This window comes from Chthoniobacterales bacterium (assembly GCA_035274845.1).
Lineage (GTDB): Bacteria > Verrucomicrobiota > Verrucomicrobiia > Chthoniobacterales > UBA10450 > AV80.
The window spans coordinates 115,817-142,103 of sequence record DATENU010000022.1; the positions used below are offsets into that span (position 1 = coordinate 115,817).

Below are 26,287 nucleotides of genomic sequence, written 5' to 3' on the forward strand. Positions count from 1 at the left end.
CAACCTCTGACTCCCCTCAGGCCGCTACGGACGCCCAGGTGCTAGGCCGAGGGCGGCCGGTGGTTCACATCAAGCAGTTTACCAGCAGGGGCCGATTTCACTCTCGTGGTTTCCGTTCCCCAACGTGAACTTGCCCCTGTTCTCCTACCTTTGCGCACAAATTTCGGTACTTGACGCCTTTTCCGTCCGTCCACAGATTCGTCCGATTGTGATATGGCTACAGAACGTGATTCACGCGCCGAGAAGCCAACGAACTCTTCCGTGGCAGCGGAAAGCGTCCTGCAGACACTGTTCATAAGCGATTGGTCCTATAGCAGGATTCTAGCTAGGTTTGGGATGACAGGTTGCACAGTTCCTGGATGTCCATTTCACGATGATGGCAGCGGCACGCCGGCAATTTTCTTTTGCGCGTTGAATCTCTCTGACGCAATTCTGCGGGCTGGTCATACGCTCCCGCCAGCGAGCAATGTGAATTACTGCACCCATGCGAATCCGCGCGTGCGCAACGCTGATGGTATGGCGCGCATCGTCCGGGCCAAGAATGGAGGTGCGATCGATGTGTCGGGTTGGGCAAACCGACCATCCTGGCAAGGAATCGTCTACTTTGAGGGGGGCCCCGACTTGCAGAACGCGACGGGCCACATTGACCTTTGGAACGGGACACAGGGAGTGCATGCGCAATATCCCACGGCGACTACGATCTGGTTCTGGCGCCTGGCGGCCTGACAACCGGTGACGGACACCCCTGCGGAAGCTCCACCGTATCCGGGCCAGTTGCCAAACTTCTTCCTTTAGGGTCCCGCGCCTTTTTGACGTAGCATCATCCTCGAAAACGCGGAACGCCTTATCCGGCTGCATCGTACATTCCCCGATGCGGCTCAGTTTGGTTTTCTTGGCTCATGCTTTCCATTATGGCTTAGGACGCTTTAAACGACTCGAAAAGCGAGACGATCCGATACAACGGGAGAGGCAGCACCTGGATCGTTTTCCACTTCCGTTAGTTTAGGGGATACTTCACGTGTGCGCGCCCCGGACTCGCCGAAGAGCAGTTCCCAGGGAGACCTGTCTCGGTCTAGCGCGACATCGTTGCGTTTGCGCACCAAAATGAAGCGCACATAACCATCCTTCAGTGAGCCAATATTCGAATTCGACGGTGGATCGATAACTGTGAAGGGCAGCTCGGTAGCCTCAGCGCCCGCCGCCTCGCCGCGGTAGGCCAATGTAGCCACATAGCTCTCGCACGGCTGGCCTCCGATGTCATAAACTCGTTGGGTCACCACAAGCCAGCGCTCCATGCGTTCCTCGAAGGTGCGGTCGAAACGCTGCGCGTTCGGCACATTGATAAACCCATCCGCCACTCGGAGATTCACATGACCCTGACACTTCGCCTGGTCGCGCCAGCCCTTGGGAATGATGAAGTCCACGGACGGCAGGAATTGCACCCACTCCGGCGCGGTCAAGGGGCTGTCCAGCGTAGGCAGCGGTTGGCGTGCGTCGGCCGCGTTCTCCTCGTTGTCCTCCTCCTGCCGGGGCAAGGGCACCTCACAGAGTTCGGGGTAGAGCTTGCGGCGGACGGAAACGCGCATCATGAACAAAGCCTTGAGCGCTTCGTTGAGGCGCAGAGGTTCTTTTCCTTCCACTGGGATTTCGTTCGGCAGCGCGAGGATGAACGCGCTGCCTATCAGGCGCGGCGTTTGCGCGGCGAAGTCGAATGTCAGGCCCACCGGACCGGCGGGTCGTGCGTTCACCACTGGCATATACTCGAAGCCCGGCAGCGCCTCACCCGTGAGGGTTGGGTCATAGCCGGCATTCACGTACCAGCGCTGGCTGGCACCCGGGCTCTTCAGCACCTCCACGCCTACTTCCAATTGTTCGGCGAGGCCGGCTTCGGTATACCAGCGATCATTGAGCACAATCAGCAGCGAGGCCGCGGTATCATCGGGACTCGCATGCCCGTTCGTACCATTGAAGGATTTTGTCAGCGGCAAGATGAAGCGGATGGCGGGCTTAGGCATCGGCTTGCTCCGCGAAGCACGCCGGATGAACCGTCGCCACGGGTTCACCACCTCGGGTTCGTTCTCCACGACCACCGCGGTATCTACTGGATCCGCGAAAGCTCCGCCCAGCACCGCGTACCTGGAGTAGGCGGTGGCAGAGAAGCGGTAATACAAGGCCTTCTCTTCCTTGGGCCGATGGTCGGCAAAAAGTTCCTCCTCGTCCTCCACCTTATCCACGGCAGCGCCGGTCGGGGGGTCGTAACGCCAGAGGCGCAGGTGGCACTCCTTGGTCAGGCGCGCGAAGTCCGGCCGGTCGGCGAAGGCCCACGCCTCCCACTTCATCGCCAGCGTGGTCCGCGGCCCGCCGCCGGAGGGGTCCAGCTGGGTTTGATCGCGTGCCACCTCGGCGAGCTGGGCAGTGTCTATCAGCCGTCCATTCCAGTTCCAGACTTGATGATGCACATCGATCCGGCCGATGAGCGCAAATCGGGCAAAGTCGCCCTGCTGCCGCAACAGGCCGGCGGACACCTTGTCACCATTCTGCCGGATGGTGAGGGACTGCCACACCTCCTCGGGGAAAGTTCCGTCGGCGGGAAAGGCCTGGGCCGACTCGAACCAGAGCTCGATGGGCCTCGTGATCGCGTAGTCGTTGGTCTGGGCGTGCGACGAGACATCGGGGGTCAGTTCGAGCACCCCGCCCGGGTTGCCTTCCGTGATGCCCATCCACTCGTGAAACCGCCTCTGGCCGCCGGTAAAGTCATCGCGCCGCAGCACGGCGTGAGAGGAGATACGAACCACCTGCCCCACGGGCACGGTCACCCGCACCGCGGAACCGGCCACCTGGACTGCGAGATTCGCCTGGGCCGCCTCCGTGACCGTGAGTTGAATCTCCGGGTCATCCAGAAGCATGTCCCCAACGTCCGGGAAGGGCACTGAGTAGTACGACTTGGTTTTTACCGGGAACAAACATTCCACCAACAGCATCAGGCGATGCTCCACAGCGGGATCGCACAGGGCGGAACCCAGCAGTCCCGCATCCGTTTTGCTCTCGCGGAAGGGCCGATCGCGTTGCAGCAGATCCCGGGTATAGGCGGTCTTCTTCTGCGCCGCCGTTGTCGTGTCCCCCGCCCACGCATACCAGTTCCAGAAGCTGGTGCTTGGCTTACGCAGCGCGACGGTCACGGCGCTTTGCCGAAAGATGGTGGGATCTGCTTGGGTCGTGAGCAGATACCACTTGCGATCCGGCGTTACGACGCCGGACTTTGCTTCCTGCCTGATCGCATCCCCGGCGATCCACTCCGGCAGTTCGCTGGCGATGGAGCGCACCTCCTTGGGAGCGATTTGGTTGGTGATCTCCCCCTGGGCATCGCGCGCATTGACGACACGGACAGAGGAGACACCGACACGGCGGTAGTGCTTGTATCCAACCTGGTTCTCCGGGGCCGCGAGATCGACGATTCCGAAGTTGCTTCTGGGAACGTTCCATACGGCCGCATTCTCCCGGAGCGCTGCGGATAGCACACCGCTATTCAGCGCCACGAAACCGGCGAATTCATAGTGATAGCCGTACAACAGCGCCCAAGCCACATGCGTTGGGTCGAAGATGAATGAAAGACCTGGCTGAAGGGGCTCAGTATCGACCGAATTCTCCAGTTTTTCTCGCTGGCCGGCGATGAGCGAGAGCGCCTCGTTGCCCAGCGTGAGGAAGCAGCGGCGCGCACCGGACACCTCCGGCATGAAGGCTGGAGGAAGCAGAGGCAGAGCAAGTGGCCGCGACACGATTTGCCCCGCGTTGTCCTTCGTGCGGCATTCACTTTTCACGCGATTGAAGCTGCGCCACTCCTGACCAGCGGCCGCCGTTCCCCGGGTCACGCCACGACGGCTAAAGACGAGATGGCCGCTGATTTCATCGTTGAGGTCGCCGGTGGAGCTATCGTCTTCGGGGCCCGGTCGATCCACCGTGACCCGTATGGGTGGCGGGATGTCGTACACTTTATTCTCGCCGGGGAACAGATCCGCCAGTGCATCAGTCCAGAGCGGATCGTTGTTCATGAATGCGACGAAGCCAGCCCAGGTGGGCGCGCCCACCATGTCTACAGGTGGATTTGCGAACGGGTCAGGTTCGGCAACTTCGACGGAAGGGCGCAGATCCTGCACGGGGTGGACCCTGTCGCGCCTGTTCTCCGCATACTGCTGGAGACAGAGCTTTAAATTAGTCACGATCTGCTTGGGGATGTCTTCGGCCGTGACGTTTGCAGGAATGTTCAACAGTTGCGCGCGGTACCGCGTTATCAGGCTATCGCCCTGCAACAGCCGCGAGGAAGGCAGTTCCGCGAGTAGAGTCCGCAATGCGTTTTTCACGCCGCTCCATTGTGTGGCGTCAAGGCCGGCCGGCTGGCCACTCGTTTCCCACTGCAGCAGGACGATCCGATCGGCGAAGTCCTTCCCCTGCATTGCCTGCAGCACGATTCTCCACGCCCCCAGCCAGTGAGGGAGCGCCTTCCGGAGGGCTTCGGCGGAGGGATTAACTGCCGCCAAAGCAACAAAATCCGGCGTTACTGCACTGGTTTCTTCATAGGACGACACCGCGCCGTTCAATCGGTTGCGCCAGGTCGCAAGGTCGGGCGGCTCATTTGCCGGAAAATGAGCACCCAGAGCGGCCAACAGCGTGCGCAACACGGCGGCTTGGTCTTCCTCGCTGCCGCCGGAGGCAGCTGCAAAAGCTGCCGCCGCCCTCTTGACCAAGGAACCTCCATCCCCTTCCTCGAACCGACCGAAACCCAGCATGTCACGGGTCACGGTCAGGAGGAATCGCTCGATGCGCTGAAGGTAGTTGACGTACTCCCGCTCCTGGGCTTGCGCGACGGTTACGCTCAGAACCGACTCCGCTCCACGCAGATAGCCGAGAAGGCGCGCGGGCAGGTCCAAGTATTGCGCGGCGCGATAGTTGAGGCCCGGCAGCCAGTCTTCGGTATCCGTCACCCCTCCCGCGCCCATTCGTACCTGGCCGTAGAATGCGCCGTCGTGAACAAGACGGATGGGCGAATTGGGATTGGTCACGCCGCTGCTGCGATCGACAATGGTGATGGGGCAGTAAACCCGGAATACTCCTACGGGTGCTCCAGGGTCAGCATACGAATACCCGATGTGATTGGCGATGTCCGTGAATCGGTTATTCGTCCAATTCCACCACGCCCCTCCCGTGGGGAAGAGGACGAAATGCGTGGCGTCCGCCGGTATGATGATCCCCGCATCCGAGGCGAGGAAGACGAGGCGAAGTCCCTGGTTATGCGGTGGCGTCTTCTGGGCCAGCTCGGCGATCCGTCCTTTGAAATAGCCCTGGATGGTGGCGGGATCCGAGGTGTCATTCACTTCAACCACCTGGGCCGCCATGCTGGACAGGATTTTGGATGGAATGACGTGACCTTGCTGGTCGAAGATTGCTTCGCCGAGACTTTGCTCCGCGTGATTCCGAATGATGTCGGTATCCGGCTGGTAGCCCGCAGCGAACGCCTGCAGCGCGAGGTTCGTGGGCGCTCCAACTTCCGAGCCGTTCTGGTTCAGCCAGAACAGGCGCACCTGCGTCGGCAGGTCCCAGCGCCAGGGATAGAGATGCTTTTCCGTGAGATCAGGCACCGCTGGCTGGAGGCTGGGGTCCTGCCAAAAGACACCGGACAAACTCAAGGTGAAGTCCCCGGCCTGAGTCTGACCTGGCTCGAGTTTGCTGAGGGTGGAGGCGTCCAGGGTAATATGAAGCATGGCTTGTGAAAGACTTGGTTAGTTAAGAGTGGCAAGAGTGGCGGAAGCGATTGCCCCGCAGCGGGGTTCGGCCTTGTCGCGCGGGAGCCCCGTGATAACGCCAGGTCGATCCACGGCGGCCAAGGCCCGCGTTCCGTCCCCGCCCGACCGGGCGATCACCTTGGTGTAGGTCTTGTTCACCTTGATCTTAATGAAGCGGCAGATGCGGATCGTAAGCTTCACCTGCCCGGTGCCGATGAGTTCATTGCCGCCATTCCCCAACGAGCGATAGGTGGCTTGGAGCAGCAGTTGCAGATGGACCGTGATCAGGCTCAGGATATCCACATACCCGGTGAAGAGGATGAAGACGGAGATGTTGAACGCGGCGTTCTGTTGGGGCTGTTTGTGATACTCGGCCTCAAAGCCCAGCATGATGGAGACACTGCCGCTCATCCAACCCAGCGCGATCGTGAATGCTACGCTAGCATGGACGCTGATGCTGAAATCCACCGTCAGCCCGCCCGCGGACGGTTCATAGTAGATTGCTCCGTCCACATGCCCACCACCGCCCAGGATGAACACGGTGAGATTGAAGGGCGCGAGTTTCTTGCCCACATAGAAGCCCACGCCCACGCGGAAGGAAAAGGTGAGGTTGGGGCGCAGCACCGTCATCTCAAAGAACCCGCCGAAGGACAGGTTCGTGAGCGCGGCCACGCCTCCGCCCACGGAGATGGGCGGGATATCGAGCGTAGCGCGAATCCCAGCCGGGATGCCTGCACCGACCTTCACGAGGCCCACCTTGAAGACCTCGTCCTCCCCTTCCCCGGCTCCCCCGCTCAGGCCAGAGAGATTTTTCGTGGCATCAGTCAAAATCTTCATCAGCCCCGGCATCTCCATGCGGTTGGGATCCAGATCCACGCTCACGCGACCGTCACGGTAGATGATCTTCGTATCGCGGAAGATCATGAGAGAGCTTCCGCTCAGTCCCATGTGCCAGGAGCCCGTGAGCGTGCCCGTGTTGGTCTTCTTCACCTGGCCGTCGATGCCCATCTCCAGGCGCAGGTGCCCTTGGAAGATGCCGTTTTCCAGGTCCACGCGCAGCGGGCCGAAGTTCATGATTGCCTTCTTCCCCGCCAGCGTTACGTCCGCCTCCGCATTGACCCACGCCATCAGGGTTTGTTTGTCGAAGCCCTGAGTGATCTTGATTTTGTCCCGCGCGAACTGCGGCATTTTGAAGCCGGGGAAGAGCTTGTCCAGGCGCATGCCACCGATGTCGGACATAAGGTTGCCGAAGCCGAAATTGTCCAGCAACGACTGGCCCACATTCTTCCAGTCAGGCATGGGTGGCAGGAGGCGGTTTGCCAGGGCGACGACCGGAAGGCGAAGGCCGAGTCCTTCGAGATCCTTGCCGAACTGCTTCACCCGGGAGATGCAGGGTGTGAGAGAAAGGCGCTGCTGCACGTCCTTGAAGTCCGTGTTCACGATCATGGCCACGGTACGGCGGTTCAGCCCGAGGCCGGGCGCGGTGAACTCTTCCCAGACGCTGCGGATATTTCGCAGCGTCTCCTTGCCCGCCTGAATCACCTCGCCCGCTGAACTCGCCGCGGCATCCGCGTCGCGCACTTTCTGGGCGACTTCCCCGGCGAAACGTCCCAATTCCTCATTTATACTCTCGCCCAGCGCGGTGGATTCCTGGAGGATGGCGTCCAAGTCACCCGTCCTAATGGCGTCTTGCAGACGCTGATAGGCGTTTAGGGTCTCCAGCCATTGCGTGACATCCAATCCGGTGTCGCGGATGAAATCCAGCAGGCTGGAAATAATGAGATTCCGCAATTCGAGAAGCAATCCATTGAGAACGGTCAGTACCTCGAACACTGTGATGTTAATGCCCGGCAAGGATGGTGGCACCAAGACTTGGGTTAGCGCACCGACGAGCTGGCCTTTCAAGGCAGTTCTGACTTCCGCCAAGCCGGTGGCTACTATGTCACGAACCCCGGCGGTACTCGTCTGCACGGCGGCCCGCAGGGCGGCCAATCGGATCTTAATATCCGCCCACACTGTGTCCCACAGCATGGTGAGGGCCGTGCTGATCTCATGGTAAGCATTCCTAGCATCAGCCAATAGCGATGAGGCCTCTGTGTGGATGGTTTCCAGTTGAGTCCGCAAATCCTGGCGCAGACCCATTGAGCGCGCGTTGATTTCGCGGCGCATGCGCTGGATGAAGCCACCCGTGGTGTTGTCTGCCATTTGGATGGCGGCAGCAATCTCACTGTGAAATTGCCGTATTCTGTTTTGGATCGCACGGTCGATGGCATCCATCTTTCCATCCCAAGTGTTGTCGCCGAGAGGCTTCAGGTTCTCGATGAGGGTATGGATGGCAGCGCCAGTTTGGCCCTGTGGCACGGCGTCAGGATTACCAGCGGTGAAGAACAGGCGATCGTTGAGCTGGGTCAGCCTTGTCTTTGCGTCCGCCAACTGGAGTTCCGGCGCGCGGTTTTCAACCCATTGGTCGAACTGCGTGAACGCGGAGTCGATGGCGGACTCGGCCTGTCCCCGTACATGGTCCAGAGCCTTCTGCACCGCGGAGAAAGCGCCATCTACAGAAAACTCGATCCCCAGGCGGAAAGCCACGACACGCTCCTCAAAGCGCAAGAGTGCTGCCTCCAACTCCAGCGTCTCGTTGTTTCCGGCCGCGATGAGGCGGTCGATTTCCTTCAGGATACTGCCGGTCTGTTGGTCATAGAATCCGAGCGTCTGGTTGACCAAGCCATCGGCCGCAGTCAGCGCCTCCCGCCAGAGCCAGCGCGTAGGATAAGCGAAATTCTCCCCACTGGCCCACAAGAAATCAAAGTGTTTTAGGGTGGGCTTTGAGACACTCGATTGATCGGCCGGGGGTACGATGCCCGCGACCGCATTGCGCACGCTGCCCGCCACAGAGGTGACCTTGGAGAACACGGCATTCTCGTAGTCTGCAATGGCCAAGCTCCCGCTTCGAAAGCGGCTCTCCAGTTCCGCGAATCCGTTCGCCGCTACCGCGAGTGGGGCTGCGGCCCCCCTTGCTAGGCTCTGCAGCGATGCCCGGGCCGCGCCCGGCTGACTCCACCAAACATTCACCTTCTCTGCATCCGCCACGCTGCGGCTCATGGTGACGGTGCGCAGCCGTCCTGTGATGGCGGAGTCCGGGAAATATCGGCTCGCGACCGCAGCCGGCAATTCGACGCGATCCACACGGAAGGTGTAGCGCTCAAACCCCGGCGGCACTGAGGTAGCTGCTGGCATGGGCGCATCCAGCAGCGCCGGGCTGTCTCCCGCAGCGGGCTTAATATCCTCCTGCCGCGGATCAGGCAGCCGCGTGTAGTCCACCTCGACGATCGGCGGCCACGCATGCACGTCCGCCGTGATCTGGATAACTTTGCCCTCGGCATCCACCACTGTCTCGCGCGTATCCGTGTAGAACCAAAGGTTGTCCGGCTCGCTCAGGCTCACGCGGATGGCCTTCTCATCCGAGTCCGGCGGCGGCGCCAGGTCCAGCATGACCTGCGGTTTCGGATAGATCTCCGGATCCGCCCCGCGCTTCCACAGCGGCACCTCCCAGCCGATCGGAAACTCACCCTTGGGAATGTCCCACACATCCTTCCCCCACGTGGACAGCACGGGAATGATCTTGCTCTTGAACGTGCAGGCCATTACTGCGCCGGGCGCGGCCGGATCATCATCCATAGGGAAGTCCGGATAGGCCCGCGTGGGCTCCAGAATCTCCACATATTCGCGCACCTTCCGCACCAGCGGCCGGCCGGGATGCTCTTCCTGCGCACCGGCGAACTGCTTCGAGGGCACGACCGTGCGCTCGTACTCGATCACGTGCTTCGCCTTATTCCAATACACGCCGATGCGGCCTATGCGCTCTACCGCATAGAAATGGGTACGGCCCAGGCTGGTGTTCGACTTGATGATCGTCTTGTCCGCCGCGAACCGCGCCGATTGCCGACCCCAACCGCCCGGTGACGAGAAGGCCAGCCCGTGCGCCTCCGCCGAGGACGAACCTCTGCTGAAGGCCTCTCGCCAAAACTCCGTGTAGATGGCGAAGGATTCGAATCCATAGTGGAATCCGCCCGCGAGGCCCTCCGTGGCATGCGCCGCGGCCATCCTCGCCAGCAGGATATCTTTCTGACTGGCGCCAACGGGAAGCTCTACTTCTCCAGGTGGCGGCATTTCCGGAGGAACACTCTCAATTGGCCACCTGAGGTCCGCGCCCTTGTCCTTCCTATAGGTTACGATTCCCTGATCGTTGGGCGGCGTGGCTTCCACGATGATGCGGGGTGCATAAGACAGCCCCTCGGCGAAGCTCGCGTTCGAAAACGCGTCGTCCCGAGAAAGCTCCAAGACCGCGAGCCGCGACTGCCAGGCGCGATACACCTCGCGATAGTTTCGCCATTGATCCTCGAAGACATTCTTCTGCGGTTCTGTCGCGTTCCAAGCGATGCTGTTGACGGGAGGAGTCGGCACTTCACCGAGCTTCGCGCCCAGCTCCACCAGGAACGCCTTGGATGGTACGAGGTGCGCCGTCAATCCGTAGAGCAGCTCGAACCTCGCCTCCAGCAGCGGCGTGCCCGGCGCCTCGTCCCCCGCCCGGCCCCAGATGCGGCGCAGGTTCCAGGGTACCGCCACATAACGGCGCTCCAGCCTCTCTTGCGCGAGCCGTAGGATAGCCGGCGCGCCAAAGCGAAACTCGATCGGCTGGTTCAGCACCGGTTCGCCAGGCTGGGTTCTTCCCTTCACATAAGCTTCCCCAATCGCCTGCGCCGGGAGCACGAGGCGGAACCCTAGTGTTGCCGCTTCGTCATCCAGCAGTTCCCATCCGCCATCCTCCTCGGAGAGCGGCGAGCGCCGTGCGAGCACCCAAGCCCCGTCATCGATGCCCGGCTGTTGCAGGAAGCGGCAATCAACCAGCGCAGTCAGTTGCGGGTTGGAATCGAGGACCACCGCCTTGATGCTGCTTCCGCCGGAGCTGCCCGGCGTCGCGCTGATCTCCTGCAGACGCAGATCGAACCGGTGGCTTTGGCCCACATTCACACTCTCACTCGCCGTAAGGAAAAATTTCGAGACGCCTCCCGAATCTGCATGACGCTCCGCTGGCACGGGAATCACGAGCGCCGGCTCCGCCCGCTCGCCCGCGCCCTCGCCAGCTGCATTGATGCTGCGTGGCGCGAGCAGTTTGTCCGTAGCCAGGGCATCCTGTCCCGCCGGCTTCACGAAGAGCACGGGGAGAGACAGATCTTCTACCGCATAACCCATGACGACACGGTCCACCAGCTCCAGCGCCGGGTGCCACTGCCAGGGGAAGAACGGCCGCTGTCCCTGGGCCAGTTGGAGCGTCAGGCGGAGCCTACCCAGAAGCGTGTCAGTCTTGAGCGGGAGACTTGCCGGAACTTGCGCGCCGATCGTGAACGCCATCGCCCCATCGCGCAGGACCGGCGCTGCGTCTCCCGCCAGCCGGTTCACAGTAAAGCCACTCAGTAGGAGTTGGAAGATGGTGCCGTTGTCCGAGACGTTGCTCGCGCCGTTCGTGCCCGCCAGGGTCACGCGGCTCAGCAGAATTGGGGCCTTGCCCAAAAGGTTGTCAGGCTTGTCGTGCCGCATCGCCGGCAGCCTCACGCTCCCGCAGTGCACTGTGCCCATGCCTGCCACGCCATCCTCCTTCGGGAAGCCCGCCGCTACCAGGTTGTAGCCATCGGCGCCGCCGCCACAGCACGTGCCGGTGGGCACGGATGTACCCGTCGTCCACTCCGCTACATAATCCTCCAGGTCTCCATCATCCACACCCTCCAGCACGGGCACGATGCCCACCGGTGCCGCCCCCGCAATCGTTGTCAGGCTCGCCTCGATGGACTGCACATGGGTGTTCCACCGCGCGATCGCCCGCTGTTGGCTCACATCTTCCAGCCGCGCCAGCAAGCTCGTCTCCTGGCGGCATACCTGGACCACATGAATGTCAACTTCGCCAAGCGCCTGTCGTAGCGAAGTGTTGGCGGGCGCCTCGAACGCCCTCGCATAGATGGGATAGAAATAAGTTTGCGCCACGCCCCCCTCTTGCGGCGGCATCGTTTCACGCAGCAGCCACGCGAAGGCGTTCGCGCCAAACTTGCGTGTAATCCTATTCGGAATGAGTCCTCCCTGCGCCTCTTTGACTGGCCATTCAGAACGCCACCCGATGGCTTGTACCGTGGCGCCGACGCGTGGGATCAACACATCGTCCAGACGGCCGTCTCCCATCCCGAGCCTCCGGCGCCAGACGAGGGGACAATCGCCGCCAGCCTCCGGCTGGTCGAGACGCGCTACCGCGATGAATGGCTTCTTATTCTCCCTCACACCGAACCACGCATGAAATTGGTCCGCCTGCTTCTTATCCGTCGAGAACACATGGTTGCACGGGCATGGAAACACGATGACCTGATCCTCCGTGTTGAGGTCCGCTTCCGTGTACCACACGCGCAACGCATCCGCGTCACCCGCTGCCTGCAAGGTGCGCCAGTGGCCCTTCGCGCTCAGCCCCGAGAGCGCCGAGCCCAGCAGCAGCTTCGGATCGGCCTGCCACTGCGTATCATCCTCGTACCAAAAAAGCCACCGCATCTCACCATCGCGCCGCAGGCCCGGGTTCCTCACCGTGATATGCCGCGCATGAATCGGAGGCACCTTGCCATCCTCGGCCTTCTCCGCCACCCCCACCGCCTCCACCGAAATCGGGATCAGCCACAGCGGCCTGCCCCCTCTCCACTGCGGCGCCCCCGGCAGGCCATCCACCGTGCCATGGAAGTCCGGGTCACCTCCCGGGCGCGCTTTCTTCACGCTCCCGAAAATCGCCCAGTCAATTTCATCGGGACGTTCAGCATTGGGAATCGTCCCCAATACCTTTAGGTGCCCTTCCCCCGAACCTTCAAGGTAGCGGCGAAAATTTGGCGGCAGATTTTCGATGGAACGAGATCGTCCCAATTCTTCATCATTTGAGCCAGCGTTATCTTGCGGCATCGCAATTAATCCTGGGTAGTTTATTGGCGTGGGGTTGAACTGATGCGAGTCTTAGCGCTACTATGCTTTGGAGGCCGTGCGCATCTGCAATCCGTAAAGAATCACTAGCTTCGAAGGGTTCTTCACCAAGTGATTTCAACTTGTTCCCCCTGAGCCCGGACACTCGATCGGACTGTCAGTGATGGTTTTCCCTTCATATAAATAAAATGCTAATCTTGCGTAGAGCTAGGGTGCTACGGTTTCGTGGGCTCTTTGCTTCCTCAGGAGACGACACATCCTCATTCCCTTTACGGAAGCAGTGAGGCTAAGTTCCCGGAAAATTGCCTAATGCCCGAGATGGGACGTACGTCTACCGGCATCGGGCAAAGATATAGCCTGCTGGGAGATTTTTTGGAGCTCGAGCACGGCGACGGTTGTTTCTTTGTCATACGATCCAATCAAATTCACGAGCGAACCACTGAGCTCCTATTGGCATTCGCGCCCTTTCCTGAAGGTATAGAACGTATGCGACGCGCGTATCGTCCTATCTTCTCTTGCCTTTGAGGATTTGGCGGTAAATCCGCGGCTTGGTTGAAATTGGAGGGTCTCTCGGTTCAGCGCAACGTAGGTTACAGGCGGATTCACTGGATAAATTCGGTTTACCGCATCTACTGTCCGCTTCAGGTGGTCAACGTCAGCTGGCGTAGATATGATCAACTTCCATCGCGATTTCCCTTATCCGCCGATTGTCTTTCGAACCGCGCCAATGATACTACCGTCGCCGAAGCTGCTATTGTAGCAGGTCTTTCCGCCGTGCGTCTTCCACGTCGCGTAATAAGCGGCGTTGATCAGCGCAAGGCCGATGCATTTTTTTTCTTTGTCGTAATCGCCAGCCGAAGCGGCGTCGGTACTCTCAGCAAAAATCGCATCGGTTGGAGCCTCGGGCTCTTCTCCAGAAGGCAGTGGAAAATCAATTGGAAAGAACGCGGAAATGGAAGTGACGAAGTTATCCCTCTTCATTCTGGGGCGTACGATCTCCTGTCGTTATGCTGTAAACGAACCTCATTGGTCAAGAATTATTCCATTACACGCTTTTACCCTTGTGCCATGCCTCTTAGAACGAAATAGCCGGCAAAAGGTGCGCGGGCAAACTCTCGGGACTCATGGTGATGGAGTCTTGGCGGATGAGCGCGCGGCAGCGAAATCTCGTCGCTCGTCCTTGCGTTCCACGCGCGATTTTCACACTCTCAGGATTATGCCCTCGCCTGTTGGGCGCTTGTTCGCGGACTTTCGGCGGCAATCCCGCGAAGTGAGACCGTTCAGCGGTGCGCTGAAGATAGGCACCGCACGAGGGTCGCTACCCTTTAAACGCAGATCCAAATCAGGAAGACGATGGCAATGCCCAAGGCGATGAAAAAGGATTCAACACTTCGTCCGAGCCGCGCTTGTCTTTGCAGCCGCCCGTTCCCCCAGTCCGAGGCTTTGTTTAGCATGGAATAGATGAACAAAATCAGTCCTCCGAAAAAAGCGAGAGCTAGCATAATGAATCCTCCGATTTGATGTGATTGCTTTCTCGAAGAAGTAGTCGTCGGGAGCTATCACCGTGACGCGGAAACTCCAAATCATCGCCCCTCTTTGAGATCCTTAGAGGAACGTTTTCCACGCCACGCCTGCCGTTTTTCGTGCAGCACGGATCTTATCCGGGCGCCCGTTCGCTGTGCTGCATTGGGGAAGAGCATCGACGCGTGTCGCCGAGCGTGCTGTGAAATGCGCCGACTTCGGCATACTGTCTTTCGACGAAAGCGAAAAGCGCACCGCGTGCCCGACATCCTGCTGCAAAATGTCGATGCCGCTCGCGACACTAGCCAACGGCGTCACGGTCGACTTGAGCGGTTTCTACGGTCGTGCTCACGTCGAACCTCGGCCGCCGCCGCCGTGATGCAACTCTAGCACATGCCGCTCTCAACTATGGAACGCCGTGACCTCGGCAAAGCCCGACGATCATTTCGTCCGCAGTTCGCACGCTCACCGAGCTCGTCTTCAGTCGCCTCCCCTTTGACGAACAGTTTGGAGGCCCGAGCAGACAAACTACTCGTGAATTCGCATTTCTGCGCAAACAGGTCTCAACATAGTTGCCGACGAATCTCCGTCTCATTCTGATTCAATGCGGTTTCTACTTACGCTTGGCCGTTCGTCGACTGCGGGAGGCAGTCGACAGGTTTCTTCGCGATGCTCGCGGCGAATGCAATGAGCGTTCTCCAGTGGCGACGTTCACGACAGAGACAGCGTCCTGACCTTTCAGCAAATCAACAATCTGATCCAAGTGGTCTCCGACCGTAGCAATGGTATCGATCCGCCCGTCTCGCAACACAGCATCGACCTTAGCCTCCATCGCGGCCTGGCAGCTCGCCGAAGAAGGATCGCTGAGACGCACAAGGTGTCCGGTGTCGTCCACTGTCGCGAAGACGATCACCCGGAAATCGTATTTCTGGCGCCGTAAGGCGCGCGACCAAGCCAACGCCAGAGCGCCGGCGGCACTGCGTCCTTTGAGCGGAAAAGCGGGGCCCGCAACTCTGTGCCAGGTGCCAAAATGACCGATCCAGTTGGCCGGATCGCCCTGAGAGATTCTACCCTCTTTTTGCAGTGCCTCGCTTTGTTCCGTTTGAATGAACGTGTCTGCAGCATGCCACCCGTAACCCGCGGCTTCTCTGAATTCCTCGTCACCGTCACCAGCTTGAAGGGGGTGAGGGATAGCTACAGCCACATTTTCGGGGAAAACCATTACCTCGATCTCTACGATATGGCCGACGGGGGGTGATCCCGCTCCTCCTGTATCGATCACTGTTGCGACCGGACACCGCGCGATCCCGGACGGTTCAGTTTCCAATGTGCGGCGTGCAATCTCGCGCCAGGAGTCGGACCCATAGCTCCGGTAGTAGCCATTCCGTTCGTGGGAAATGCTCCGCGCATTTGCACTGAGCGGTCCCGGAAATTTGCCGGCTTCGCGATCAGCCAGACTTTCATGGGCCAATCCGACAACGTGTTCCCAGAGGAATGCATATCGGCGGAGCTGATCGGCCAACGTTTTTGCCGACTCCAAACGTTCCCGAACATCTTCCTGCAGCGGGGGTTGCTGGGTAGAAGTCCATGCCGTGAGCGTTGATGCTGAGCGTCCATAGGCCTGGCCTGACGCCACTGCGGGATTTCTTGCGTGACCGTCCAATTGATTGAGTTGTTCTACCGATGTCTCAAGCGTTGAGACCAACGATGCATACTCATTCACGAGAACAGAATCGCGCGCGAGCGCGCCAAGCGCTATCCTTGGCCAAGCGAGGGCTGACGCCTGAATCTTGTGAAGTCGGTCTATGGCGCTACTTGCGCCGCGCGGATCTTGGATCTGCGATAATGATGTACGTAGTTCCTCGATAAAACACGATTGGCCATCAAGAAGCTTCGAAAGCGCAGAGCAACACTCAGCGACCGATCGCCCCGTCGCGCCACGCGCCCAATCCCAGTTCATTGGACCGCACGCAGGCAAATTATTGCGTCGGGATCCAAGCGCCGGAGGTTCTCTCCTGTGAGCATGACGGCATCGCGCACGGTTGATGAACCACGAAGCACTTGCTTAAGCGTCAGCTCCGCACGCCAATCGCCGGGTCTTGCGAACACCTCGATGCGCGCGCCTGTATCCTCCACGTTTTCCGATATGACCTCAATTTCTACGCCATCTTTAAGAGGATTCAGACGGACTATAGCAGATTGGTCCTTGCTGAGATGTTCGCGCTCGGAAGTCGCGCACGAGTGAACGGGTCCGAGAAGGAACCTGATTTCTCGCATGAAGCCCGCGATGGCCTCGACAAGAGCAGCAGACACGGCTCCTCCCGGCGGGCGTAGCGGCGCGGCTTGCACCGCAACCGCAGCAACCGTCCTGCCAGTCTGGGCAAGTATACGCTCTTCAAGCCGCGCGAGTCGCGCTGGGGTAAACTCCTGCATCCCTCGCCTGCGCGCTTCGACATCGGCGCGAAGAGATTCGTCTTCAGCCAACAGGCCTTCGACGCGAGCTCTTATCTCTGGAGGGCAATCGCCCGCAAGATACTGCGCGATCCATTCCTCCTTTTCACGCTCTTCAGGCGAGAGGATAAACAGATCGCCCAATAGCGTCCTGAGTTGTTCAGTTTTCATGGTCTGTCCTCAATATACGTTAACTAGGCGTGTCGTTTGGCTCGATGTGACGTTCACGACATTGTGATTCCGCGGTCCCTAAGGCATCGTCGCAATTTCTCTCGCGCCCGCGATAGCCTCTTTCGACCCGCAGGTTCGCTTATGCTCAAAGCATTACATATTTCGCGATGTTTCTCCTCCTCGGGTCCACGATGCCCGCCGAAACGAGATACGTAGTCCCGATCCGACTCACTTAATTTATCGAGACACTCGTCCAGCGCCTTCATCTTATCCTTCATTTCTGTAGAATCATCCGGTCCACGTCCTTCGCTCTCGACTTCATTGAACAGGAATTCCCATTCCTCCGGTGATAGCAGTTTGGCGCGGCCATATCGAGAGCGCTTCAGGCACCAACTTCTTAGAAAGGGAAAACGAAAGTGTTTGCCACCAAATGCAAACATCGTGTTATGCCAAGATTCAAAACTGCCCGCCGCCGGATTGAACCGCGCGACAGTTTTGCGCGCAAAGAAGGTGCTTGCGTAGTAATCATGCAGTGCATCTTCTGCATCTTGCAGGTGATGAGTCCAATTGGACTTTGCCAAAGCAACGTTTTTCGTGAGATTGCATCCACTAAAAAGATAATGAACGCACTTGTGGAATTCCTCAGGCGTCCAATCAATGCCCGATTTATCAAAGCAAGCGGGACGCGGAAGGTCGGGCCGATCAAAGATAGACATGCGTTTTGGCGGGATGACGGAAGATAGTGCAATCGTGCCAACCGCCGCAAACACATTACTTTGAAAATCCTTGGTTGAAATCGAGGCACATTCGGAGACTTCGCAGTGAACTCTCATTGCTTATTGCAGGCATGAACGTCGAGTTCCGGCTGACGTTCCTTCTGAAACGCACGTCCCGAACCGGCGACCGCTATTTTGTTTTTCCGGGATTCCGTGCCCTAGCTTGGGCGGCACCACCTGAAGTTGGGTTCCCGACTTCGGAGGGCTTCTTGGTCCCCGCCGCCGCCTCTTTGGCTCCAGACTTCTTCAGTGCTTCCGACGCACTACGCAGTTTTGCCTCGTCGCGTATTTCCGGCTTGATCAAGGCCCGTTCTTTGTTGAGCGATTCCGTCTTATTCAGCGACTTCGTCTCGTTCAACTTCTCCGTGGTCTTCCCGGCTTCCACGCGCGCCCTTTCCGCGGCTTCCTGACGGCGGGCGATGTCTTTTTTTTCCTCGGCTTTCCTCCGAACATCATCCTCCACTCTTCCCTGCGCGTAGCCTTCTTGACCCGCCGCGAACAGCACGAGCACGAATGCGGCGATGCGCAGTGACCTGATGGCGAAGCTTTTCTTGCCGAATGGTTTTCCTGTTTGTGAGTTCATCGTTTGTAGATTGATGGATTATTTGCTGGTTGAGTTGAGAAATGCGTTGATCAAGTTGATGGCTTTCTCGGCTGCGGTGCCTACGGTCTCCACGACTTGTTTTCCACCAATTTTCCCGAGATTAGCCAGATCTGCATTGGACGCCCTGACCACGGCTTTGAACTCGGGCGTTCGCATGGCCACGATAGCGTCCTGCAAACGGCTCTCGGTCCCCGCAAAGGAGAGGAGCACAGCGAAACTGGCCTCGTTCTTCTTCCTAACGAGCATTTCGAACTCAGGGTCTGAGTCCGCCGCAAAGCGATCAAGGTAGATTGTGAGGTCACCAAGCAGGCTCTCCGCGGACTCGGCATAATCTGAAAGCGGAAACATCTCGTGCTCAGGTAGGTCGCCACTGAACGTTCCCGGAGTTGATCGCAACTCCAACATGCTGAACGTCAACGTCCAGAGGTAGAGCTTTTCGAGGTATTGCCGCTCGGAAATCTCGTAAACCTTTTTCTTTCGATCGAAGCGGCGGATGAGAGGTTGAAGCTGGCTGAATGCTTCTCGCTTGATCTGCTGGGCTTCCGCTTGGCTCATCGCGCTCGTCTCCACGCGACGCTCCGCTGGCGCGTCGACAGACGCCCGGCTCTCCGGACGTTCGACGCAACCGACTCCGCTGCCGAGAAGGGCGAGCAGCAGGACGATGCGGAAGTAATGCGGGAGGCGTTTGCGAAGGTAGCCAGCGCGGATTGTTTCAAACCTCGGCGTGAATGGCGTAGCGAACGAGGGCCAAAGGTAATTGAACGAACGGTCCCGCTTCATGGCTTCATTGAGATGACGAACGATTTGCATGGCGATAATGTCTGGTTTTGGTGTTGATGGTTGAAGGTCTCGTTCGGTATTTAGAAGCGGGACATGGGGGATGTGACGGAGATTCTTCACACCACCGCATTTTTTTGGCGGCTGCCTTGAGGGATGCCGCTCAAACAGCCCAACAAGCGGCCAGCCGGGGACTGTGCGGACCCTTGGGTTGCGCTCCCCTCTCACAAGCCGTGCAGTCCAGGCGACTCATGCCAAATCGACGATCCGTCCGTCACACAATGCAGTGTTCGGCGCTAGACCTCGCTAGACATGAGTGCTCCACCCTCGACGAAGACTCTTGTGCGAGCCGATGTGGTGTGCGTGGTTGCGGAGGTGAGACCGAGGCCCGGCAATCACACGAGGCGAATTGAGGCAGTGATCAGCCGAATATTGACGTGCCGCGCTGCCTTCTTTTGGATTGATTAACCGGGATGGCTTCACTTCGACAGCTTCTTAATGTCCGCTCTAGCAGTGCAGAGGCATTGGCTGAGTATCTAACTCAACTGATCTCCATTTACGGTCGCCATCCGCTGCTCGAAAAGCACGCCCCGGGAATCGATCTAGAAAAGGTCTGGCAGCCATTGCGGTGCGTCGAGCGCCGCGAAGAATACGAGCGGCGGACCGACGCTCGCACCAAGAGCGCGGTAGGCGAGACAGAGGTGCATGGCCGCTGGTCCTCTGAAGTGGGCGACACGACCGAGTTTCACCACCCGGTTGAAAGCGCCCTTCGGCCGGAACTCGGTCGCGGCCTCAGCAGCACCGCAGAATATATAGCATACCGACCGGAGAGCTGGGCAGATTTTCGCGTTTGCACCTTTTTGGGCGATCCCGGTTCGGGCAAATCCGAGCTACTCCGGCGACAGGTTCGAGAGCGTGCGCAACAACAGGCTGCTGTTCTGCAGGCGCAGACCGCGCTATCATCAGAACTCTGCCCGCCTGTCTTCGTCGCGTTGCGCACGGTCCCGCAGCTCTTGCGGCCCGAGAAAGAAATCGAAAAGCAATTGCTTGAGCGGATTGGTCGGTCCGTGACCCGAGCGCTGGGGTCGCAGCGGGAAGAGTGGGTCGTTCCATTCTCAATCCTGCTCGCCGCAGCGGCCCAGCAGATTCCCGCTCTTGAACACATTGCTGGTGCGGTGGCGCGTCATTGGTCGTGCCGGATGAGCGAAGGGGAGGAGGCGCATACTCCACCGCTACTATGCTTGGATGGACTCGACGAGCTACGGGGCGCCGCCTTTGAAGAGGTCCGGACGCTGCTGCAACCGCTGCTGGCACCAAGCCCATCCTGCCTACGAATGCAGATTGTGTTGAGTTCCCGGTTTCATGGGTATCAGCGCCTGATGAGATACCGCGAGCCGCGCCTGTTACCCTTTCGTCCCCCGGAAATAGATGCCTATATCGAGAGCTTCTTTCACGCCGGCGACAGAGAGTTCGCAAACTTCACCGGCTCACAGGTGCAAAGCATGGTGCGCAATCTTCTGCGGGAAAACCCAAGCATTTTCGATAGTTGCGCTAATCCGTTCATCCTCACGATGCTCTGCATCGACTGCTTCGAAAAGCTGCGGGATGGGCGCATCAATCTTCGGGAGCTAAGGCTGCCGGGCACTCGCTCCGAACTTTACTACGATATCCTCCGACGTATCCTAGGCGACGAGGCGTCCAAGTCGCGCCCAGGCAGCCCCGATCATCACGATCTGAGTACCGCCCGTAAGATTGAGTTGCTGGCGCATGCCGCGCTACAGATGTCTCCCGAGACATCCATTTCCACGACGGAGATAGAGGTGCTCTTCTGCAACGAGAAAGAACTTCTCAAGCAATTGCTGGAGAACGACTGTATCTTTACCAAACGAAGTGAGGCGGCGCAGCACCTTTCGTTTCTCCATCTCACCTTTCAAGAGTATCTGGCGGCGGCAGCTCTAGTGGCTCATCAACAGCTCCCCGAGGAGTTATTGCGTTGCTCTTACCTCCCCGTCTGGACGCAAGTGGTGCGCATGACCCTGGGTCTTCTCACCTTGCCAGAAAAGCGGCGCTGTCGAAACATTCGACCGGCGTGGACGCTGCAGGGCGTGATCGCCGCCTGGCATAAAATCGGCGGGCTGTGCTCGGGCTACTTTTCAATGCTACTCGCCAGCGGCGTTGCGGATATAGGCGCCCTAGAAGAGGGCGACCTCGCGGCCATTTGCGAAACATTGTTCCGTGACTGGTGTCGCGCGCAGGGAACGGCTGCGGATACAGCCATAGTAACTCAACCTATTGAGCGAGCTTTTTTCGTGCTCCAGCGCAGTGTAGTGAATCGCGCCCGCGTGCATGAATGGCTAGCTGTACAGCTGGAAGATGAGTCAACGGCCTGTCTCGCCGCCTCACTCCTACGCGCGGCAAATATCTTCAATCCAACTCGCCGCCTCGCCCGAGCGGTCTTCGGCGCGCTGCGTCATGACTCCGTGGAAGCTGGATGGCCGGTGCACCTTTATTTAACCTCTGCCGCCGGCAGTCGCTTGGAGCACCTCGCTGAGAAGTTTGCTCGCCGTCCGACAGCAGAGGAGACGAAGGGTTTGGACGAGTTTTTGCGCATGAACGTGATTTCCCGGCCCCTTCCCATGCTAGTGAATCCCGAAGAAGCAGTGAGCGAGATTCACTCCGTGCTCACTGAGGCTATTCAACTCCGCGAATTGCTGACGCTCGATGACCCTCCTGGTGTCGCCTATCTGAGAGAACATCCGAAGCTTCTCTGTACCGTTGCCATCCTTTTTGGAGGTTTTAATTACCTCGGCATGGAGCGATGTCTCGCCCGACGTGCCGCGCTGGTTCACGACATGCTGAGCCCCGCCCAGTTTGGCCGACGGCATTCTGCCGCTTGCGAACTTGACTTGGAGATATCACCTTGGCTGCAGCTAATCCGCAATGAGGGCCTAGATTTTCGCGCGGAGAGCATCTTTATGCCTTCGCCCCTGGACGAGGCCTTCACCGGCTGGATCCGAAACCGTCTTCCCGTGCCGCAAATCGTGCAGGAATTGGCGGCGATCATTCAAGCCGAATCTGCGAATGACGCCAAATGCGCTGAAGCCTATGTCGCCTGCTATTGCTTGGCCCCAGAGAAGGCGCCTGAAATTGATATTCCGGAGATCCGGCGGAGGGAGATTGCTCCGCTTTTGCGTCGACGCGCTTCTGTGCTGGAAAAAATCCTGCGCGACGCGATGATCCGCGCCGGTCCGCTGGCGCGCGATAGTGTAGTAAAAGCGAGCATTGAGAGACAGCCTATGACGCTAGGCCGCGCGCACGTGAAAGATGCGCATGCTTTGTGGCGAATTCATCAGATTCATCGTCGCTATGGTGGACAGCCACTGAAGCTCGCCTCAGATTTCCACCTACTTCCCGAGCCGATGCGCGTGGTTGCCCTAGGAGAGTTTATGGCGGCAGCCCTTAACGGCTCGCTGGAAGACGATCCAGGTTTCACGAACGACACCTGTTATAACATGATGGTGACACTGGACACTATCGGTGGTCCACTTTCCGATCCCGCCGTTCTCACCCGCTGGCTGCGATGGGTGCCATGGTCGGAAAGCGCGCGCCAAGAGCGAGGCTTGGCAAACGTTTGTTTCGAAGACGCGCATTCTTCAGCCGAGCGTGAACTCACGGAAATTATGGAAAAAGAAACCTGGCAAGGGCTTGCAGCGGCGCTGGATGTGATTTATCACAGTCCCGCTTGGAGTTATCCTTTTCAAGGCTGGGCTTTGGCTAACCTAGTCCCTCTCATTGCGGAAATCGCCCCAGCCATGCTGGCAGAGGTGCTCCTATTCGCACAACAGGCCTTGCAGGAAGATTGCTATCGCGCGCGTAGCATGGTGCTTTCGGCTCTGGCGCGGGTTGGAGCCGACCGCTTTCCAGACTCAGTGGACACGATGCCGTCACCTTTGGCGGTGCGATGGTGCGCGCTCGCCGTCTCACTCCGAGAACACATGGAAGACAAGTATCTCCCCATGGCGCAGCGTTGTTTAAACCGCGTGAACGATTCGCGGGAGAAGGCTCGGTCACTGGAACTGCTCTCCGTGAATTGCCGCAGCGACGAGGTTGTTGCTGGTGCCTGGGCTTTTTACTGCAGGACTCGACGCGATGTCTCGCTTAAACGTGAGCTTCCCCACCGGCGCGCGATCTCTGAGACTGCACCCGAATACCTACTGCGTTGCGGCAATCGTCTACATGCCTTCCTGCAAAAGTTTGTCGCTGGGGGTTCTGCCTTTCGTCGGATGATCCAACATAGTGCGCGACTCGAGCACAAGATCTCCCTTCCGGACGTTTCCTCTGGGACTCTACCGGAACATCTGCTGCGCTGCGGCGAGCGGCTACATGTCCTCCTTCGAAACTTGGGCGAAGCTCCGGAAGCCGATCTCGACGCTTGCTGGAACGAGTGCATCCGTGATCCGCAGAATGTGGAAAAACAAGCTTCCTTCGTGCAGAGAGTGAACACAACCGGCTTTCTCCTTACGCGCAGCCGCGCAATGTCGCTCGAGCACGAGTTGCCGCTGCGCGGTGCACGTGCCTTTGTTTCCCTGCTGCGCAAGATTCCACGCGTAGCGCGCTGCGCCGTTTTTGCGCTCCGCGCTTGGCTGCATTCTGCAGATGACGAGTCGTTCCGCGACATCTGCGCCCTGCTCTTACTAGAGCACGGGCTTTGTCCACCTTCCGTTGCCGCGCGGATTGGTCGTCTTCTCGAATCCGGAGACGACCTAATCCGGCAACGAACCCATGTCGCCCTTTACCCTAAATCAGAAGCCCATGCCGGCTGGGTCGCCGGAAGGCTTGGGCAGGAGACCCTACTTAAAGTCGCGGATCAAGCCAAGCGATACGGGAGGGATCGGCCCGGCCTTGCCCTTCACGTCGGGTGGTTTCTTGACCGGATTATCTTCGATAATGCTCAGATAGTCGCGGAGTTTTACAAACGGGCTTTGCGCGAGGGAAGAGACTGCACGGCGGCGCACGTCCTGGGGCGAATGCAGCTCATCGATGGGAGCGTGCTTGAGTATCTTCTGCAAGTTCTGCCGAACACCCCGACTTGGCTGAGTGAACGCCTCTTCTGTGCCGGCCGCCTCTTTCGGACTTGCGGCCCCGAGCTGCTGAACAGAACCGCAATGCCCCGGCAGATTGATGCATGCCTGCGTCCTATCGTGGAGCGGCAGGTCGCGCCGTCGGCTGCGCTGGCAGCCTACGCGTGGCGCAACTTTATCAATTGCTTGGGCCTCGAGAAGACGGAACAGAACGTGGCGTTAGGAGGTTTGCTTGAGTGTCTGCAGAGTCGTTTGGCTCGCTGGACCGAAGCAGATGGTGATTCCACAGTCCTCCTCGTTCTTAGCGGGCGGATCGCCGAGGAAGTCGCGCCCGGCCTTCTGCACCAGCTAGCGGACGAACTCACGGGAAAGGCACGCGCCTCATTTGCGGAGGTCGCATGGTTCTTGGAGGTGCAGGAAGCTCTGGCGGTCCCGCTCTGCATCGCCATTGTGGCGCTTCTGCTCGAGCACTACGAAGAGGAGCGCGCTCTTGAGGTGGGGGCAGCCTTCGCACCCGAACAGTGGGTCAGCGCCATGCAGTTCGCGCTAGATTCGCCGCTCATAAGCGAGTCTCTGCTCTCCAAAACAAAATTTTGTGCCTGGCTGCTGGCAAGAAATGAAGGGTGCCTTCAAGCCGCCGCCATGGAACTTGAGCAGTTGTTGAAGAAGAACATCTGGGATCCCACCACCTACGGCAGTGATGCCCACATCCTTTTTCCACGATCTAATCTGCTCATGCTCTTGGATGGCGCGTTCACTTTAGCGCCACGTCTGCGTCAAACGGTAGCTCCTCGCCTCACGCTGCTGCAGTGCGAGGTGCTGCGCGAATGCGCCATCCGGCACAATGCCTACCCAGGGCGCCGCGCGGCCATCCGGCTGTTGGCCCTCACAACCGGGGGCGCGGAATCGGCTCTTATTGCTTACGGTGCGAGAACTGGGCACGACGTCGGCGTGGTCAGTGGTATCTGGGCCGCTCTGCGCTGCCAGCAGGAGCATGCAGAAAATCTTCTCGCTGCGGCGGAAGAAGCGTCGGAGTCCGCTCGCTCCAGTCCGCGCACGGTGATGGTGATGCTGAACATGGTGGCTAACTCAGTCACCCATCAGGAGACCAGCAATGCCCGGCCGCTTCCCCCGCTCATTCTCCGTACTTTGCTGCGAATCAAGGATCGGGAAGTTTCGTATTTCGAGCCCACGGACGAGTTCAGCAAAACCTTCGTTTCCAGTTCCCTCGCGCTGCAACAACGCATCGTTACCGTGCTCTACCAGAAGCTGGGTATGATGGACCAACCTCTCCAAGCTGGACGCTTCGATTGTGTCTGCTGCGACATTGCCGCGTCGGCCATTTTCCCACAAGCCATCACGGTTGCTCCCGAAACGCTTCCGCTCTATATCTCGGAGATCCCCGTCGCCGGAAAGCGGATCGCAGAATATCAGTTGCGGCACTACTTGCGTCGGCTTTACGGTGCGCAGAATGTGAACACCGCCGACTGGTTTATGAATGTCACGAACAAAGCAGCGGAGGGAAGCTGGAGTATAGTTCGCTTTATCCTCACAATAGGTAATGAGGTCGCTCCGCCGCATATGCCCGAATCTATCTCGTGAACAGACTTGCAATCCCGCGTGAACTGATTGGGCAGAATTCGTGTGCAGACATATAGGGCACTCCTGCTCCTGCGCTAGCCATCCCGGTCGATTTCCAGACTGCGTGGCTGAGAGGGGGGGTTGGAAGTGCCCCTTGGCGGACATCCGGGGGGTAACCGAAGGAGATCGCGAAAGGCGGCGTGAACCCGTAAGGAACATGGTATCAAGATGGTCCCAGTCTGGGAGAAGCATTGCTTTCTGTGCTTCCTTTCGTCGAGTCCCAAAAGGTTGATGTTCAGAGCGTTTGGAAACTGCGCGAGATCGCCGATGAAAACCGTGTCTCGCTCAAAGACCTCTTCAATTATGTTTACAGTGAGGATCTATCTGGGGGGGTTAAGCTAATTCAATCCAACAAAGTAACTTTCGCAAATTTGCCGCGTGGATTGTGATCTGGTCGTGCGTTCGCCTTAGACATCGCGCCTTATCCTCATCCTCATCTCCCTGGCCTTCGCTACTCTGAGTTCCATCCTAGCATGGGTGAATACG

The 26,287-nt window shown here is 58.9% G+C and carries 10 protein-coding genes; 2 read left to right on the forward strand and 8 right to left on the reverse strand.

Translation table 11 applies throughout. From position 1 onward, the window contains the following. The first annotated feature begins 336 nt into the window (after positions 1-336). Positions 337-726 carry a T6SS effector amidase Tae4 family protein gene (locus VJU77_16830; protein ID HKP05019.1) on the forward strand — a complete coding sequence of 130 codons (390 nt, stop codon included), beginning with the start codon at positions 337-339 and terminating at the stop codon, positions 724-726. Positions 727-926: 200 nt separating this feature from the next. Here VJU77_16830 and VJU77_16835 read toward each other — a convergent pair whose 3' ends face one another. The 8 genes from VJU77_16835 to VJU77_16870 all read right to left on the reverse strand — a co-directional run bounded on the left by VJU77_16835 (position 927) and on the right by VJU77_16870 (position 19,112). Further along, entirely contained in the window at positions 927-5,756 is a 4,830-nt protein-coding gene (locus tag VJU77_16835) for a hypothetical protein (protein ID HKP05020.1), read from the reverse strand. A gap of 18 nt (positions 5,757-5,774) precedes the next feature. Then, positions 5,775-12,761 (reverse strand): hypothetical protein, encoded by a 6,987-nt coding sequence (locus tag VJU77_16840; protein ID HKP05021.1) that lies wholly within the window; start codon positions 12,759-12,761, stop codon positions 5,775-5,777. Between the two features lie 714 nt (positions 12,762-13,475). After that, on the reverse strand, positions 13,476-13,760 hold the full coding sequence (locus VJU77_16845; protein HKP05022.1) for a hypothetical protein: 285 nt from the start codon (positions 13,758-13,760) through the stop codon (positions 13,476-13,478). A 1,153-nt stretch (positions 13,761-14,913) separates the two neighbouring features. Next, positions 14,914-16,023, reverse strand: coding sequence for a hypothetical protein (locus tag VJU77_16850; GenBank protein ID HKP05023.1), 1,110 nt, complete (start codon positions 16,021-16,023; stop codon positions 14,914-14,916). Positions 16,024-16,256: 233 nt separating this feature from the next. After that, positions 16,257-16,922, reverse strand: a complete 666-nt coding sequence (locus VJU77_16855; GenBank protein ID HKP05024.1) for a hypothetical protein — start codon at positions 16,920-16,922, stop codon at positions 16,257-16,259. A 53-nt stretch (positions 16,923-16,975) separates the two neighbouring features. Further along, positions 16,976-17,755 (reverse strand): sigma-70 family RNA polymerase sigma factor, encoded by a 780-nt coding sequence (locus VJU77_16860; protein ID HKP05025.1) that lies wholly within the window; start codon positions 17,753-17,755, stop codon positions 16,976-16,978. 73 nt (positions 17,756-17,828) lie between these two features. Beyond that, on the reverse strand, positions 17,829-18,281 hold the full coding sequence (locus tag VJU77_16865; GenBank protein HKP05026.1) for a hypothetical protein: 453 nt from the start codon (positions 18,279-18,281) through the stop codon (positions 17,829-17,831). An 18-nt stretch (positions 18,282-18,299) separates the two neighbouring features. Beyond that, complete coding sequence (locus VJU77_16870) at positions 18,300-19,112, reverse strand: hypothetical protein (protein ID HKP05027.1); 813 nt, start codon at positions 19,110-19,112, stop codon at positions 18,300-18,302. Positions 19,113-19,552: 440 nt separating this feature from the next. Here VJU77_16870 and VJU77_16875 point away from each other — a divergent pair, with 440 nt between their 5' ends. Then, on the forward strand, positions 19,553-25,762 hold the full coding sequence (locus VJU77_16875; GenBank protein HKP05028.1) for a hypothetical protein: 6,210 nt from the start codon (positions 19,553-19,555) through the stop codon (positions 25,760-25,762). The last annotated feature ends 525 nt before the right edge of the window (positions 25,763-26,287 follow it).